13 protein-coding genes are annotated in these 17,179 nt (G+C 35.8%); 7 read left to right on the top strand and 6 right to left on the bottom strand.

Annotation, left to right across the window (positions count from 1 at the left end; translation table 11 throughout):
- The first annotated feature begins 105 nt into the window (after nt 1–105).
- Nucleotides 106–801 carry a hypothetical protein gene (locus B5X62_RS08490; RefSeq protein WP_079667003.1) on the top strand — a complete coding sequence of 232 codons (696 nt, stop codon included), beginning with the start codon at nt 106–108 and terminating at the stop codon, nt 799–801.
- Nucleotides 802–810: 9 nt separating this feature from the next.
- Here B5X62_RS08490 and B5X62_RS08485 read toward each other — a convergent pair whose 3' ends face one another.
- From B5X62_RS08485 to rlmN, 4 genes are read right to left on the bottom strand one after another with little or no spacing between them, the layout of a single operon-like run.
- Nucleotides 811–1,788: a polyprenyl synthetase family protein gene (locus B5X62_RS08485; RefSeq protein WP_079667002.1), complete on the bottom strand. Its 978-nt coding sequence runs from the start codon at nt 1,786–1,788 to the stop codon at nt 811–813.
- Between the two features lie 60 nt (nt 1,789–1,848).
- Nucleotides 1,849–2,724, bottom strand: a complete 876-nt coding sequence (locus B5X62_RS08480; RefSeq protein WP_079667001.1) for a hypothetical protein — start codon at nt 2,722–2,724, stop codon at nt 1,849–1,851.
- A 6-nt stretch (nt 2,725–2,730) separates the two neighbouring features.
- Nucleotides 2,731–3,684, bottom strand: coding sequence for a sterol desaturase family protein (locus B5X62_RS08475; protein WP_079667000.1), 954 nt, complete (start codon nt 3,682–3,684; stop codon nt 2,731–2,733).
- A gap of 23 nt (nt 3,685–3,707) precedes the next feature.
- Nucleotides 3,708–4,742 carry a dual-specificity RNA methyltransferase RlmN gene (gene rlmN / locus B5X62_RS08470; protein ID WP_079666999.1) on the bottom strand — a complete coding sequence of 345 codons (1,035 nt, stop codon included), beginning with the start codon at nt 4,740–4,742 and terminating at the stop codon, nt 3,708–3,710.
- A gap of 146 nt (nt 4,743–4,888) precedes the next feature.
- Between rlmN and B5X62_RS08465 the strand changes: the two genes are divergently transcribed.
- Nucleotides 4,889–7,222, top strand: a complete 2,334-nt coding sequence (locus tag B5X62_RS08465; RefSeq protein WP_079666998.1) for a hypothetical protein — start codon at nt 4,889–4,891, stop codon at nt 7,220–7,222.
- A gap of 68 nt (nt 7,223–7,290) precedes the next feature.
- Here B5X62_RS08465 and B5X62_RS08460 read toward each other — a convergent pair whose 3' ends face one another.
- Nucleotides 7,291–8,493: a Pycsar system effector family protein gene (locus B5X62_RS08460; protein ID WP_079666997.1), complete on the bottom strand. Its 1,203-nt coding sequence runs from the start codon at nt 8,491–8,493 to the stop codon at nt 7,291–7,293.
- 24 nt (nt 8,494–8,517) lie between these two features.
- Between B5X62_RS08460 and B5X62_RS08455 the strand changes: the two genes are divergently transcribed.
- Entirely contained in the window at nt 8,518–12,192 is a 3,675-nt protein-coding gene (locus B5X62_RS08455) for a metallophosphoesterase (RefSeq protein ID WP_079666996.1), read from the top strand.
- Between the two features lie 66 nt (nt 12,193–12,258).
- Here the strand turns inward: B5X62_RS08455 and B5X62_RS08450 are convergent, their stop codons facing one another.
- Nucleotides 12,259–13,293 carry an acyl-CoA reductase gene (locus B5X62_RS08450; RefSeq protein ID WP_079666995.1) on the bottom strand — a complete coding sequence of 345 codons (1,035 nt, stop codon included), beginning with the start codon at nt 13,291–13,293 and terminating at the stop codon, nt 12,259–12,261.
- Nucleotides 13,294–13,343: 50 nt separating this feature from the next.
- Between B5X62_RS08450 and B5X62_RS08445 the strand changes: the two genes are divergently transcribed.
- From B5X62_RS08445 to B5X62_RS08430, 4 genes are all read left to right on the top strand, one after another.
- Complete coding sequence (locus tag B5X62_RS08445; RefSeq protein ID WP_079666994.1) at nt 13,344–13,694, top strand: 4Fe-4S dicluster domain-containing protein; 351 nt, start codon at nt 13,344–13,346, stop codon at nt 13,692–13,694.
- 36 nt (nt 13,695–13,730) lie between these two features.
- On the top strand, nt 13,731–14,789 hold the full coding sequence (serC, locus tag B5X62_RS08440; RefSeq protein ID WP_079666993.1) for a 3-phosphoserine/phosphohydroxythreonine transaminase: 1,059 nt from the start codon (nt 13,731–13,733) through the stop codon (nt 14,787–14,789).
- Between the two features lie 180 nt (nt 14,790–14,969).
- Nucleotides 14,970–15,929: an NAD(P)-dependent oxidoreductase gene (locus B5X62_RS08435; protein WP_079666992.1), complete on the top strand. Its 960-nt coding sequence runs from the start codon at nt 14,970–14,972 to the stop codon at nt 15,927–15,929.
- The gene (locus tag B5X62_RS08430) at nt 15,929–17,173 is read left to right on the top strand and encodes a DUF1015 domain-containing protein (RefSeq protein WP_079666991.1); all 1,245 of its coding nucleotides are present in this window, start codon (nt 15,929–15,931) and stop codon (nt 17,171–17,173) included. Before B5X62_RS08435 ends, B5X62_RS08430 begins: the two co-directional genes overlap by 1 nt.
- Nucleotides 17,174–17,179 lie beyond the last annotated feature (6 nt).

Genomic DNA, 17,179 nt, shown 5'->3' with positions numbered 1-17,179 from the left:
TAAAATAAATAATTAAAAATAAATTACAACTAAAAATATTGCTAATTTTATAAAAATAACCCAAGCCAATGTAATAAAACTTATAAACTAAAAACCAAAACCACCATGAAAACAAAATTACTAATTAGTCTTAGTGTAATTTTTACAATTACGCTAAATGCGCAAGTTGGTATTAACACTACCAATCCCGAAGCTACTTTGCACATCAACGGAAACACAAAAATAAATACCGTCCAAGAAATTACTAGTCTCAGCAATACCAAAATCTTAACTTACAACCAAACAACTTCCGAAGTAACAAAAGCAGACATCTCTCTAATACAAGCCTACGTCAACACAACAATTACAAAGGCGACATCATCTGGCAGCACAATTCTTAGCGGAAATCTTTTCACAGGATGGGATCGATTGAGTTTCACAAAAGATCCAAATTTCACCAGCAACTTTAATGAGACGACATCCACTTACAAAGTGCCTGTAGCTGGCGTTTATGCTATCAATTTTAAATTCAGATACGGAACTGGTGTACAGTTATCGTTATTAAATTTTGGAGGAACGCCGAAAATTGGCATTCTAAAACATTTGACAACTGGCGGTTATACAGAAATTAATAAAAAAGACTTTAGTGGTGCTACTTTGCCGCTAGTTTTAAGTCTACTAATAAGCGATACCGAAATAAATTCAATCCACAAATTGAACAAAGATGACATACTTTCTTTTGAGTATTATCGGGGCGGAATCTCGTTAAATCTTCTCACTGGAAGCGTTTCTGAAATAAGTATTTATAAAATATCTGACTAAATTATACCATTACAATTTTCTGCTAATCACATAATCCAACATCAATTCTAATGATTTTTTAGCTTCAGAATCAGGAAATTCGGAAAGAATGTCTAAAGCTTTTTGTTGATAATCTTTCATGACTTTGATGGCGTAATCCATCCCGCCAGAAGTTTTTACATAATCAACCAACTCACGAACTTTTTTAGGATCGTTGTTGTAACGCTTTATCGTATTAAAATACTTTTTGTAATTTTCTGGTGTTGAAGTTTTGAGTGCATGTATTAAAGGCAAGGTCATTTTTTGCTCTTTAATATCGATACCTACAGGTTTTCCGATGATATTACTACTGGTATAATCGAACAAATCATCTTTAATCTGAAACGCCATCCCAGTGTAAGTCCCGAAGTCTTTCATTTTCTTTGCAAGAACTTCGTCAGCGTTATTCGACAAAACACCAACTTCGCAACAAGCCGCAATTAAAGTGGCTGTTTTTTGGCGGATAATCTCGTAATAGACATCTTCGGTGATGTCTAATTTTCTAGCTTTTTCTAGTTGAAGCAATTCTCCTTCTGCCATTTCGCGAATCGTACGAGAAATAACAGAAAGCAAATCAAAATCTTTATTGTCCGTAGACAGTAAAACCGATTTTGACAACAGATAATCACCTACAAGAACAGCGATTTTGTTCTTCCAAAGCGCGTTAATCGAGAAGAAATTTCTTCTTTTAAAACTCTCATCCACAACATCATCATGCACCAAAGTCGCCGTATGGATCAACTCGATCATCGATGCGCCACGATAGGTTTTCTCGTTAACGTCACCAACTAATTTTGCACAAAGAAACACAAACATCGGACGCATCTGCTTCCCTTTTGTTGTCACGATAAAACGAGTCACTTTATCCAACAAAGACACGTTACTCTTCATCGATTCATAAAACTTTTGTTCAAAAAGTTTCATCTCGGTACTTATCGGACGTTTGATTTCTTCTACAATATTAGCCAAAGCAAGAATTATTAGGTAATACGCAAAGATAAATTTTTCTTTGCGAGAAACGAAATTTCGTTATTTTAATTTTTCAGTTGGGATAAAATACAATCGCGGCTTCACAGTTCCTAAAGGTGTTTTGAAAAATTCACTAGAAATATAGATTCCATCATGGTTAACAGCAATTCCTTCGATTTGTCCAACGGACAACGCACTTCCTAAATGGTATTTTTTTCCTTTTTTAGAAAAGAAAAATCCATCTTCTGATTCTTCAAAAATCATTAAATAGACTTGCGTCATCTTCGTATAACCCACAACATACAGTTTTTTATCAAAATAAGAAGCGTCGGTCACAACAAATCCTGTATCATAAGACTCTAGCTTTTTTGCAGGTTGTTGTTCAAAAACATTGGGATCAACTTCATAGCGTGTTACACTTCTACTCGCCCATTCTTTCGTAAGAACTTGGAGTTTATCCTTATAAAAAATTACAGCTTCTGCATCGTAATCTGTATTTAGATTTTTAGAAGTAAAATCTTTTTGATCTGGATAAAAATAAGAAATGACTTGTGTTGAATCAACTTTGAAGTTCTCCCCAGAAAAAGGAATTTTATATATTTTTAAATCTTTTCTTGTTCCGTTATTATTTCCGAAATCCGCAACGTATAGATTCGCTGAATCTTTTGTAACAGCTTCCCAATCGCGGTTGTTAAGTTGCGTAGGAATATAATCTGTGATTTTTCCAGTTTTTGGATTTAGCAAAAATAAATCTCCAGCATTGCCACTATCATTAAAACTTATAAGTTTATCACCAATAAAATCCAAACCTGAGCTTTCTTTCAACGAATCCGAAAGCTCTGCGACTTGATAATTTTTAATTTTAAAAATCTCAGCTTGTTGCGCAAATCCAAGATTCACACAAAAAATAAAGATTAATAAAATTTTAAATTTCATAGTGAACTAAGCAATTTTTGTTTCCTCTTTCTGCGATTCTTTGGCTTTAGCTTGCGCCTTTTTTTTAGCCCAATATTCGCGTTGATAATCGCTAACGGTTTTTCCTTTTCCGTCATGGCGCCAACCCGGAGAATTAAAAATATAATTGAAACGGTCTTTAATGGTCAAATTAGGTTGACGAAGATCTTTTCCAATTTTTCGCCATTCGTACAACAAAGTCGTCAAAGGTCCATCATCTGGCATTTTTGGATAGATCCCGAATTTTACCGGAACTTTTGGATCTTCAGGCTCGAATGTTCCAAAAATTTTATCCCAAAAGATAAACACCATTCCCATATTTTTGTCCAAATATTTGATGTTACAACCATGATGAACACGGTGGTGCGACGGCGTTACCAAAATATATTCTAAGAATCCCATTTTCTTAACCGTCTGCGTATGCACCCAAGTTCCGTAGACTTGACCAACAGCGTAGCAAACCATAATCGACCAAGGATTTAATCCTAAAAAAGCCAATGGTGAAAAGAATAAATAACGGTATAATGGTTGGAAAACTGGACTTCTGAATCCTGTTGTTAAATTAAAATATTCAGAGTTGTGGTGCGTGATATGCACCGCCCAAAATGCTCTTGATTTGTGATCGACCAAATGATGGAAATAATAAGCTAAATCGGTTGCCATAAAGCAAAATACCCAATAATACCAAGTCCCCATATCGAAATCAAAAATTCGGAAGCTATAAAAGAAAAACATCACGCCCATCGCGAAAGCCTTCATTATTAAGTCAAGGCTAAAATTCATTAAAGCGAGATAGATATTTGTAAACAAATCTTTTCCACTATACAACTTCGCTTGCGCAACACTGCTGTATATCATTTCTGCCAAAATCACCGCAGCATGTAGCGGAATTGACCACATATAAACACTTTCTAAAGCATTTTCTCCAAATACAAAATCCATGGTAAAATAAATTTATATCTATATTATTCTGCTGTTTTATTTGCTAATTGTCCACAAGCTGCGTCAATATCGCCGCCACGACTTTTTCTGACCATAACTGTAACACCAGCTTTCTCCAGCTCGCGAACATAACGTTCTTCTGCTTCGATACTTCGATGATCGAACTTACCTTCGCCAATTGGATTATACTGTATCAAATTAACTTTTGATGGTACTTGTCTCGCATATTTTATTAAAGCTCGGATATCTTCATCTTTGTCATTAATGCCTTTCCAAACGCAATATTCGAACGTGATAACCGAACCCGTTTTTTGATACCAATATTGCATAGCTTCCATAATGTCTGTCAACGGAAACTTATCCGAAAACGGCATAATCTCGTTTCTAGTTTTCTCAACTGCGGAATGTAATGACAACGCCAATTTGACGCGAAGACCTTCATCAGCCAACATTTTTATCATTTTTGGTATTCCGGAAGTTGACACTGTAATTCGTCTTGCAGACATCCCCAAACCTTCTGGTTCTGTTATTTTTCGGATGGCTTCAACAACGTTTTTATAATTCATCATCGGCTCGCCCATTCCCATAAATACAATATTGGAAAGCGGACGATCGAAGTACGTTTTACTTTGGCTATCAATTAATGCAACTTGATCGACAATCTCGGCAACTTCTAGATTTCGCATTCTTTTAAGCTTTGCGGTTGCACAAAATTCACAGTTAAGCGAGCATCCAACTTGTGAAGAAACGCAAGCTGTAGTACGAGTTTCGGTTGGTATTAAAACCGATTCCACCATTAATCCGTCATGAAGTTTAACACCATTTTTGATGGTTCCGTCTTTTGATTTTTGTAAAAGATCAACAGCAATAGGATTGATAAAAAAATCACGCATCAAGTTTTCTCTCAAATTTTTTGAGAGGTTGGTCATATCTTCAAACGAATGTTGGTTTTTACTCCAAAGCCAATCATAGACTTGTTTGGCGCGAAATGCCTTCTCACCAATACTTTCGAAATAGTCTTTTAACTGGTCAAGAGTTAACGTACGAATATCTTTCAAATTATATTAATTTTCGGTGCAAAGATAAGGCTTTTCATATAGAGCACATCTACTTGTAGAATCGATTTCGAATATTAAAATCATATTAATACTAAAATATAGAGCCTTGATATTATGTATCTTTGCAAATACAAACTTGTGAGCTTATGACGTTTAATCAACCTTTTGATTCTCCTTTTCAGATTACTTTTACTTTTAAAACTTTAATTGATGAAATAAAATCCTTAGCTGAAGTTGACAAATTGTATGCGGAGCGACATGAGTATATACTTAACGAACTTGAAAAAAATCCAAATCTTGGACTCGCCCTATCCGATAGATTGCTAAGTGAAAACGATTATTTTTATAAGCAACTGCTAAGTGAGCTTTTCCCGCCATTATTGACAAACAATGAGATAAAAGCTGTAGGTATTCCGTTTGCTAATTTCATTTATAACCCGACAAAGCGTTTTCAGAAAATCATTGAAAATGCTGGCGAAGAATTTTATTTACAAATTAGTGGCTTCACTGCAGAACAATTTTATGTTTTAAGTTGTTGTGTGATTTTGGAATCTTATTTTGGAACACCTGTAAAAATTGATTTTCCTTTTATATATGATATTCCAAATAAAGACGGTTATCTTAACCATTATCGAATCTTAACCAATGCTGACTTTATCGAAATAAAAACAACCGAAACTTCAAAAATTTTAACACAAGAAGAAATTGAAGAACTGGTCGATAACTTCGATAACATTGATCTTTGGAAAGAAAAATTCCCGCCAAGCTCTTGGGAGCTCACAGGTTTTGGAATTGTGTCGATGTACGATGCCACTTCAGAAATCGCAGTTTCTAACCTCAAAAGTCAGTTGATACAAGCGAAGGATGATTATCGCAACATCAAATCTGACATTACGAATATTTTCCGATCAATTTTCCGACTTTCTGATTTAGAAATTGGTTATACCGCTATTAATTATAAAGAAAATAAATTTGAGATAACACCTATTAATACAGTTATCGAAAGTAAAATTCTATCAACAATTCCGAAACAATTTTTGTCAGACAAAGTGCACGAAGCTTTGTTACAAAACGCCAAAGACCAACGTAGATATTTTAGTATTTCGGATATTGACAAAGTAGAACTTCAAAAAACCGATGCTTTTATAGTTTCGACTTTTAAAAATTTAGGAATAAAAAGCGCCATTTTTGCACCACTTTATAAAGATGGAAAACTTCTTGGTATTATGGAGCTAACCTCTTCTAGAAAAGCGCTCAACAGTATTAATGCTAACAAAATGGACAGCGTTATCATCTATCTAGAAGACACAATTAACCAGCTCTACGAAAATCTCGAAAACCACGTTGTTGCGTTGATACAACAAGAATATACGGCGATACACCCGAGTGTCTACTGGAAATTCCACGATGAAGCGATGAAGCACATCAATATCGCTAACGAACATGTTGATAAATCGCCCTACAAAAGTATTATTTTTGATAAATTAATTCCTTTCTACGGACAATCGGATGTTAAGAACTCTAGTAATGAACGTAACAAAGCGATTGTTAAAGACATTAAAACTAATCTCGATATCCTCAACAACTTACTAGCAACTTTAACGTCTTCCGAAGATCTTCAACCGATTTTTGATAAACTCACTTCAAAAAAGAATGAATTAAAATTTGGCCTGAAAGCCAATACTGAAAGCGAAATCCAATCTTTTTTGCAGGAGGAAATCTACCCGACGCTTAACCGATTAAAGTTCGAAAGCCTTAGTAATAATGAGGAAATCACGACCTATTTCAAACAATTAGAAAAAAATTCGCCCGTTATTTATCATTATCGAAAACAGTTTGATGACAGTATTTCGATGATTAATAAAGAGCTCAGTAATCTACTAGACAAACGCCAAGACGAGCAACAGAAACGCTTCCCATTCTATTATGAACGTTTCAAAACGGATGGTGTCGAGCATAATTTCTACATGGGCGCAAGCATCGCACCTTGGCTGAGTTTTGACAATGTATATCTTAAAAACCTGAGACTTTGGCAGCTTCGCGTGATGACAGAAAGCGAAATTAAGTTCCGAGAACTTACCAAAAAACTTCCTATGAAGTTGGATATCACATCTCTTATTTTAGTCTACAGTGCGCCAATTAGCATAAGATTCCGAATGGATGAAAAACGTTTTGATGTCGACGGAAGTTACAATGCACGTTATGAAATGATTAAAAAACGCATCGATAAATCTTTAATTAAAAATACAACAGAACGCCTTGTACAAACAGGAAAACTGAGTGTTGTTTTCTCTCAAGAAACCGAAAAATACGATTATCTTAAATTTATCAAAATCCTTCAGAACGAAGGCCATCTAGAAGATAATATTGAGATTGTAGATATCGAAGATCTACAAGGTATCGCCGGTCTACAAGCGATAAGAGTTGGTATCAACTACGATCCAACGCCAATGCAATACGAATTTTATCCCGAAATTTAATTTTATTCGAAAACAAAACGACTTTATAAAAAAAGCTTGTAGTAAAATTCTACAAGCTTTTATTTTTCTTAAATAATTTCTCGGAAAGCCAAATAAAACGTAAGCACCGAAACCAAAATCCCAACTGTAAAAATAGTGTAAGTTGTTCGCAACAATTTGTATTTTCGATTCAGGACAATACCAAGATAGTACAAATCTTTAACGAGACTATCGTACAGATAAGTTCGGTCCTTCATCATTTCTTTCATCGCCCACATATATTCGTCAATAGGCATTTTGTGGAAATTTCCAAAAAACAGAAGATTCACTTTTCGTTCCTCGATTTCTTTTCTAGTGAAAGTTCCGCTTGATATTTTTGGACGTGTCGACATAATCGCCATAATAATAGTGGCTACGCTAAAAGCAATCATCATAAAAGTCGGAATCACCAAATGTGCATTTTTTGGCGAGTCAAGTTTCGGAATAATCGTCGATAACGCCACCGAAATAATAATCGCATTAACCGATAACAAAATGTTAGCTTTTGTATCTGCAATTTGACTTAGACGCGTATGGTTATTCATTGTCACACGGAACATCGTTTCTATACCACGTTCTGGCGAGTCCAATTTTTCAAGTTTTTTCTTATTAAGCAATGCCTTTTCTTCCTCTGTATTTTTCGATTTTTCTTTATCCTTAATGAGGTCAGCAATTAGCTCTAACGTTTTTTCTACATTTTCAGTTTTAGTCTCTTCCCAATTTTTTTTTGCGTAATCTGTGTAGAAGCGATGATGTTGCGTCAAAAACTGCAAATTTGTATTTGCCCAATCCAACTTGCTTATTTTCTTTTGATAAACTTGCTTACATTCTTGGCGTAGAGTTTCTGTAATATTAAAAAAGTCTTCCGATCCAATGTGTGAGCAATCGGCATCTTTCATAATTTTTTCTAACAAATTTTGCGGTTGATATTCCATCGAAGTTGCATGGATCAATTGTTTAACCGCATCAATTTCTTCTTGCGAAATATTTTCTTGTTTTAAAAAAATTTCTGCTTCTTGCATCCCAACATTCTCATGGACTGTACAAGTTTGACAATAACCAACATCATGAAACCACGCTGCCAACGTCAAAATCTCCATGTCTTTTTCGTTAACATTCTCTTCTTTGGCCAACAATTCTGTAGCAGCAACCACTCTTTTGGTGTGCTCAAGATTATGAAAAGAATAAACTGGAGAAAGCTTATCTTTGAAAAGTTGAATAACGTATTGCTCCGCTTTGTGTACGATGTTCATTTATAAAATGTTTGATTCAAATTTATGAAAATATTTGCTGCAAAATATACCATGCTTTCTGCACTGGCAATTATAAGCATTTCTTGTGCTACAGAAAAAGCTCAATATGGAAAAAATATCAAAAACTTTAATACTTCACAACGTATAAAAGACGAAGATATTGCCCACACTTTTTATCTCGTAGGCGACGCTGGTAATGCCGACCAAGATCATGCAAAGAAAATTCTGAATCAATTAAAATCAAAACTTGACTCCGCTGACCAAAACAGCACGCTATTATTTCTTGGTGATAACATCTATCCGCGTGGACTTCCTAGCAAAGATTCTAAAGACCGAAAATTAGCGGAAGAAAAACTCGACGACCAAATCGCGTTAGCAAATAAATTCAAAGGTCAAAGTATTTTTGTGCCTGGCAACCACGATTGGTACAGCAACGGCATTATTGGTCTAAAAGAAGAACAAGATTATGTCATTGAAAAACTAAATGACAAAAAAGCTTTTTCTCCAAAAAATTCTTGCGCCATCGAAACTCGAAAAATCGGAAAAGACATCGCTTTAATAACGATCGACTCCGAATGGTTTTTAGCAGATTGGGATAAAAACCCAGGTATTAATGAAAAGTGCGACATCAAAACAAGGGAAGATTTTTTCACAGAATTTGAAGATCAAATTTCGAAAAATCAAAACAAAACAATTATCGTAGCAGTCCATCATCCATTAATTGACCACGGCTCGCACGGCGGTTATTACTCGATGGAGAAACAATTATTCCCTTTAGAGAACAAAATTCCGTTGCCAATCTTAGCAACTGGAATTAATCTAATGAGAGCAACTGGCGGTATCACGCACCAAGATTTATCAAATCCTAATTATCGAAAATTAGCAGCTAGAATCAAAACTTTAATTGCTGATAAAGAAAATGTGATCCTTGTTTCTGGTCACGATCACAATCTACAATACATCGAACAAGGTAACATCCGCCAAATCATCAGCGGCGCGGGATCTAAATCCGAAGCTGCAGCAGCTATTTCTCCAAATGATTTTTCTTACGGACAAAATGGTTATGCCGTTTTAAAAATTTCAAAAAAAGGAGAAGCTTTCGTTGACTATTTTGGAAGAGAAAACGACCAAGAAAAATTGCTTTTTAGCCATTCAGTTTTAAAAGGTGATAATTATACAAAAACCGATTATCCAAAAGACTTTCCAGCGACAACAACGACAAGTATTTACAATCAAAAAGACACCAAAAAATCTGGATTTTATAAAATGCTTTGGGGCAACAACTATCGCGAAATGTATGGTACGCAAGTTTCGGTTCCTACTTTGGATTTGGACACGCTTTACGGTGGCGCAAAAGCAACGAGAGCTGGTGGCGGACATCAGACCAACTCTTTGCGATTGGACACGCCAAAAGGCGAATATGTTATCCGAGCGCTTCATAAAAGTGGCGTAAGATTTTTGCAATCGGTGGCTTTTAAAGATCGTTATGTTGTTGACGATTTTGCAGACGGATTTGCAGATCAATTTTTATTGGATTTTTACACGTCTTCTAATCCTTACACGCCTTTAGCAATCGGTACTATGGCAGAATCTATCGGGGTTAAACATACGGATCCGAGTTTGGTATATGTTCCGAAACAAAATGCACTTGGTAAGTACAATCAAAATTTTGGAAACGAATTGTATTATCTGGAAGTTCGACCTGCCGAAACCGAAGAAAATCCAAATAAAGTCTTGAGTACAGAAGATGTTATTAAACTTTTGGCTAAAGATGAAAAATACAAAATGGACGAATCCGCTTACATTCGCGCACGTCTTTTCGACATGCTAATCGGCGATTGGGACAGACATTATGACCAATGGAAATGGGAACAAAAAGCTGTTGGCGACAAGGTTTTAATTTCTCCTATTCCTAAAGATCGTGACCAAGCTTTTGTAAAATATGATGGCTTGGCAACCCAAATGTTTTTGAACTTTCCGGGACTTCGTCACATGCAAAGTTTTGGACCAAAAATCAAAAATGTAAAATGGTTTAATATGGAGCCATTCCCTTTAGATTTGGCATTTACAAACAATGCAACCGAAGAAGATTGGAAGCGCGAAGCAGATTTTATTAAAGCTAATTTAACAAAAAATGTTATCGAAGAAGCTTTTAAAAACTTGCCGAAAGAAGTACAAAATGCCGACATCGAATCTATAAAACAAAATCTTGAATTGCGTAAAAATGACCTTGCAACCTACGCTTCCGATTATTATAAGGTGTTAAGAAAAACCGTAATTTTGACAGGAACTAATAAAAAAGATCGATTCGAAATTACACGTCTTCCAAATCATGAAACGCAAGTAAAAATATTTAGAAATAAAAAAGACGGCGAAGAGTTGACCTTCGAAAAAGTTTATAATAAAAATGAAACTTCAGAAATTTGGGTTTACACTTTGGGCGACGACGATGATTTAGTCGTAAAAGGTGATCAAAACAATCCTATTAAACTGCGTCTTTTGGGCGGTCTCAACCATGACAACTACAATATCGAAAGAGATAATCGTGTCAAAATTTATGATTACAAATCTAAAAATAATACGATTTCTAAAAATGCGTCGGCGAAATTAACAGATGATTATGACCTTAACGAATATAATTACAAACGCCTTAAATACAGCTTTTGGACTGCGACACCTAACCTTGGTTATAATCCTGACGACGAAATTGTGCTGGGCATGACGACAAGTTTTGTTAAAAATGGTTTTAAACGAAATCCTTTTGCTGCAAAACACAATCTCAAAACCAACTATTTCACAGGCTCTAAAGGTTACGAAATTGCTTACGAAGGCATTTTCCCAAGATTAGTTGGTAATTGGTATTATGGCTTAAATACTGGATTTACGAGTTCTCGATTCATCAGAAATTATTTTGGAAACGGGAATTTAACAATTAATGAAGAAAAGATTTTTGAAGAAGATTTTTATCGTGTCCGTGCGAAAGAATTTTATGTTAAACCTTCGATTAATTGGAGGAAAAATGCAAGTTGGTTTACCGCAAATTTAGCCTACGAAGCTATTAAAATCGAAAAAACAGCCAATCGTCGCATTAGTCTTCCAAATATTGTGGATGACCAAGTTTTCAAAACACAGCATTTTGCAGGAATCGATTTAAAATTTGATTTTGAAAATTTAAACAAAAATGTAAATCCAAGTTTGGGAATGAAATTCAAGGCGGCGTTTAGTTATCGTCAAAACCTTGAAAACACGGATAACAAACTTCCAACTTTCGAGACGGGATTAGGTTTTATCCATTACATCACCAACAACGAAAAAGTAATTGTCAGCACTTATGCAGAAGCAAAATGGCTGTTATCCAACGATTATCAGTTCTTCCAAATGGCGACTTTGGGTGGCAATCAAAACTTGAGAGGATTTAGATTCGATCGTTTTTACGGTAAATCTAGTTTTTATCAAACCACAGATTTGAGATTCGATTTAGGAACTATTAAAAATGCTTATTTACCAATAAATGTAGGTTTGTTTGCAGGTTTTGACTTCGGACGCGTTTGGATCCCGAACGAAATCACCGACAAGTGGCACAACTCTTTTGGTCTGGGACTTTGGCTAAATGCTTTGGACAAAATTGGTGTACAAGCAAGCTATTTCCGATCTAGCGATGGCGGCAGAATTGCTCTCGGATTCGGGGTTGATTTTTAAAAAAATAAAAGGAGAAACTTATTACAGTTTCTCCTTTTTGTTTGGATTAAATTTTAAATTAATGTTTTATAATCCTGCCAAAAATGCCATTGTATCAACATTATCAGCGTAGGTATCTAGTGATGGTTGTTGCGCCTCCCCTAGTTTTACGCTTTCTGTACCCAAGTCTAGATTGGTAACCACTGCTTGTATATCGCCTTCGTTATCGTTAATAAAAGCCTTAACCTCATCTAGGCTTTTGTAACGACTAAAATTAATAACCGCTAAAGGACTAAACAACTTATCATCCTCTTTTAACATGACGAAGTTATTGTCCCAAAACTTATCTTGATTTAGTAGAAAAACCGCACGGTTATAATCGTAGTTATTGGCATATTTATTATGATTAATAATCGATTGGTAATCAATAAAGTTTTCAAAAAGGCGATCGAGTTTATAGTCTTCAGGGATCAGCAATCGTGTTACATTACGACAACCTAGTCCATAATAGATAAAAATATCATCTGCCAGTTTTCTAAGATCCTCGTCGCTATCATTTTCCGATACAACTGCTACCGAAGTTCGGTTCTTTCTGATAATGCTTTTATGATCTTTAAAATAATATTCGAGATAACGTGCCGTATTGTTGCTACCTGTCGCAATAACAGCATCAAAATTCTCTAACCTTTCTACCAACTCATAGCTGATGCCACCTTCGGCATTGTCATTCCAAAGTTTTAACAAAAAAGGAATTAGCCAACGGTCCTTAGATGATAGTTTAATAACAGGGATATTACCAGATAAGATTACCGACATCACGTCATGCCAACCTACCATAGGGATATTACCCGCCAAGATAAGGCCTACTCTTTTGTTTTTTGATTCAAAATGATACTTCGACAACCACGTTTCTAGGGCTGAGGCATTAAGCAAAGATGCCCAACTTTCTAAAGAAAAACGCAAATTAGCCTCATCGAACCAAGGGTTTTCAACTTCCGAACGCTTAAGGATGGCTTGCAATTCTTGTTGTTTAGTATCATAAGTATCAGGCGATTGAGTTAAATAGTTGTTTAAAAAACTACCAACTTTTGTCAGTCCATAAATTTTATCTTGATTAATCATTACTTATCTTATTTTTCGTAATTTTGCACAAAATTAAAAATAATATAGCAATGGCTATCAAAATAACTGATGAATGTATTAATTGCGGGGCATGCGAACCAGAATGTCCTAACAACGCAATTTATGAAGGTGCAGTAGACTGGAAGGCTTCCGAAGGAACAACTCTAGAAGGGCGTGTAACGTTGACATCGGGACTAACCATAGATGCTAACGATCCTCAAGAGCCAGTTAGCGACGATGTTTATTTCATCGTGTCAGACAAATGTACAGAGTGTAAAGGCTTCCACGAAGAGCCACAATGTGCTGCAGTATGTCCTGTAGACTGTTGTGTGCCAGATGACGACCATGTAGAGTCGGAAGAATCTTTATTAGCAAAAAAAGCTTTCCTACATAACGAGTAATCGTTAACTTTAGACACCGAAATCTAATAAAATAAAATGAAAAAACACAATTTCAGTGCTGGACCAAGTATCCTTCCACAAGAAGTCTTCAAAAAAGCTTCAGAAGCGATCTTGGATTTTAACGGCATGGGGCTTTCTTTGCTAGAAATTTCACACAGAAGTAAAGAATTTGTTGCCGTAATGGACGAAGCAAGAGCCATCGTAAAAAGATTAATGAATCTTGGCGATGACTACGAAGTGCTTTATCTACAAGGTGGCGCAAGTCTTCAGTTCTTAATGACACCTATGAATCTTCTTACAGAAAATGGCAAAGCAGCTTACACCGATACGGGGACGTGGGCAGCTGGCGCTATTAAAGAAGCTAAAAAAGTAGGTAACATCGATGTAGTAGGATCTTCTAAAGAGGATAATTACAGCTACATCCCAAAAGATTACAAAGTTGGAGCAGACTATGACTACTTCCACTGTACATCTAACAACACCATCTACGGAACACAAATGAAGAGCTTCCCAGAAGTGGATACTCTTATGGTTTGCGATATGTCGTCTGACATCTTCAGCCGCCAATTAGACTTTTCAAAATTTGATTTGATCTATGCTGGTGCTCAAAAAAATATGGGACCTGCAGGTGCGGTTTTAGTGGTTGTTAAAAAAGATATTCTTGGTAAAACAGGTCGTAATCTGCCATCTTACTTAGATTTAGGTCTACACATTGCTAAAGAATCAATGTTAAATACACCGCCAGTATTCCCAGTTTACGTGTCTTATTTAACACTTAAGCATCTTGAAGAGAATGGTGGTATCGCCGCTGCTGAAGCTAAAAACGAAGCTAAAGCAAAACTTCTTTATGATGAGATTGACAACAATCCATTATTCGAAGGTTATGCGGCTAAAGAAGATCGTTCTTTAATGAATGTGTCTTTCAAATTGACTGATGAAAGTAAGAAAGAAGCTTTTGACGCTGCTTGGAAAGCGGCTGGCATTAGCGGACTTAACGGACACAGAAATCTAGGCGGTTATAGAGCAAGTATCTATAACGCAATGCCAATCGAAAGTGTACAGGTTTTAGTTGATGTTATGAAAAACCTTGCTTAAAATTTTAAAGATATTACAAAAAAACGCCTTCTATTTTCAATAATAGAGGGCGTTTTCATATATTAATATGAATTCACAAAAAAATATTGGCTAGTTTTTTAAACTTTCGTATTTTTGTGCAATTTTAAAAACTAAACAGAACGTATCAGGCAACTGATCATCAACACCAAACATTAAACAATGAAAGTTCTAGCAAATGATGGGATTTCTCAATCCGCAGTAGACAGACTAACCGACGCAGGTATCGAAGTGCTTACCAATCGTGTCGCTCCTGAGCAACTTACGCAGTTCATCAACGATAACCAAGTTGATGTATTATTGGTAAGAAGTGCAACGCAAGCACGTGCAGAACTTATCGATGCTGCACCTAGCCTAAAGATTATTGGTAGAGGTGGTATCGGGATGGACAATATCGATGTAGAATACGCAATTGACAAAGGCCTTTATGTCATTAACACACCAACTGCTTCTTGCAAATCTGTAGCAGAGTTGGTTTTTGCACATTTCTTTTCATTAGCGAGAAACCTTCACGAGTCTAATCGACTAATGCCTCTAGAAGGTGATACTAAATTTGATAGCCTTAAAAAATCATTTGCAAAAGCTTATGAACTTTCAGGAAAAACTTTAGGTATCATTGGTCTTGGTAAAATAGGTATAGAAGTGGCTAAACTAGGGATTTCTCTAGGAATGAATATTGTTGCTTATAACAGAACACCAAAAACAGAGGCCGTAGAACTTAACTTTTTTGATGGTCAAAGCTTAAAGTTTGAAATAAAATCTGTAACTTTAGATGAAGTCCTACAAAAAGCAGACTTTATCACAGTTAACACAAGCAAACTGAAGTCTTATATTATTGACGCGCCTCAATTCGAAATGATGAAAGATGGCGTCTTTATAGCTAATGCAGCGCGTGGTGGTGTTATTAACGAAGTGGCTCTAGTAGACTATATTGAGAACGGAAAAGTAGCTGGTGCCGCTTTGGACGTGTTCGAAAGCGAACCAAAACCAGAATTACCGCTACTTATGAATCCAGCTTTATCATTGTCACCGCATATTGGTGGTAATACCATAGATGCGCAAGAGCGTATTGGGTTAGAGCTTGCTGACCAAATCATCAACATCAAAAAGGAATTAGAATAATGCCAACTTTCAAAGCTTTTAGAGGTGTAAGACCTCGTCCAGAGATTTTGGACATCTTCCCTACACCTTCTCTCGACAACTATTCGCAGGACGAAATTAACAACAAAGCCAACGTTGAGGATTCTTATGTCCAAATGATAAAACCTGCTGTTGTCAGCAAATCTAAAGATGTTGACCGCAACTTGAGAAAAGTTCGCACCAACTTTGAAGAGCTACTGGATGCAAAAAAATTAATGCAAGACGATTCTTCTTACTACTTGTACGAGCAGATTATGCCAAATAAGCATAGCTTCCGAGGTCTTCTTGGTTTAGTAAGTGTCGATGATTTCTTTAATGGTAAGATTAAAAAACATGAGTCTACCATTACTGAACGTAAAATGAAAATGGCACATTATCTTGAGAAAGTACACATCCAAGCAGAACCTGTACTTTTAACTTATAATGCTAACGCAAAAGTGGAACTTCTAATGTCCCACGAGCAAAAAAACGTGCCAATCCTTAACTACCTTGATGATCGTGGCGTAAGACACAAAATGTGGAAAATTGACAATCGCCTAAAGCTTCAACAATTTAAAGAAGTATTAGATCCTATCGATTCGTTCTACATTGCAGATGGTCACCACCGTATCGGAAGTGTTGGCGAGCATGCAAAACGTCTTCGCGAAAAAAATAAAAAATATTCTGGCAGCGAACATTTCAACTTTGTATACAGCTTTATCGTATCCAACCAATCGATTAAAATCCACGATTACAATAGACTTTTAAAAGATCTAAATGGTGTAGGTAAAGAAGCTTTACTCGAAGCTTTGGCGCAAGATTTCCAAATCCATGAGAAAGGCGAAGAGATCTACTACCCTTCTCAGAAATTCCATATTAGCATGTATTTGGATGGTAAATTCTACAGTCTTCATGTTAAACACGATATACGTCTTTCCGAGAAAGAAGTTAATGACATGGATCATTATCTGCTCGAAAAGTATGTTTTTGAAAAGATTTTAAAACTTGATACCGAAGAAAAACGTGCTGAAAAAACAGATTACATCAAAGGTAACTCAACCAAAGAAAGCATCGAAAGAATTAAGGAAAAAGTAGATTCTGGAAAGTACGAAGCTGGTTTTGGAGTCTATCCTGTAAGCTTTCAAGATTTGATAAAGATATCGGATAAAAAGATTAAGATGCCGCCAAAGTGCACCTACATCGAACCAAAACTTATCACAGCATTAATGATGTACGATATGAAATAATTCTAC

It is taken from the genome of Soonwooa buanensis (assembly GCF_900167905.1).
Taxonomy (GTDB): domain Bacteria; phylum Bacteroidota; class Bacteroidia; order Flavobacteriales; family Weeksellaceae; genus Soonwooa; species Soonwooa buanensis.
Note: the sequence above shows the minus strand (reverse complement) of the source record. Positions and strands in the feature narration are given on the sequence as shown.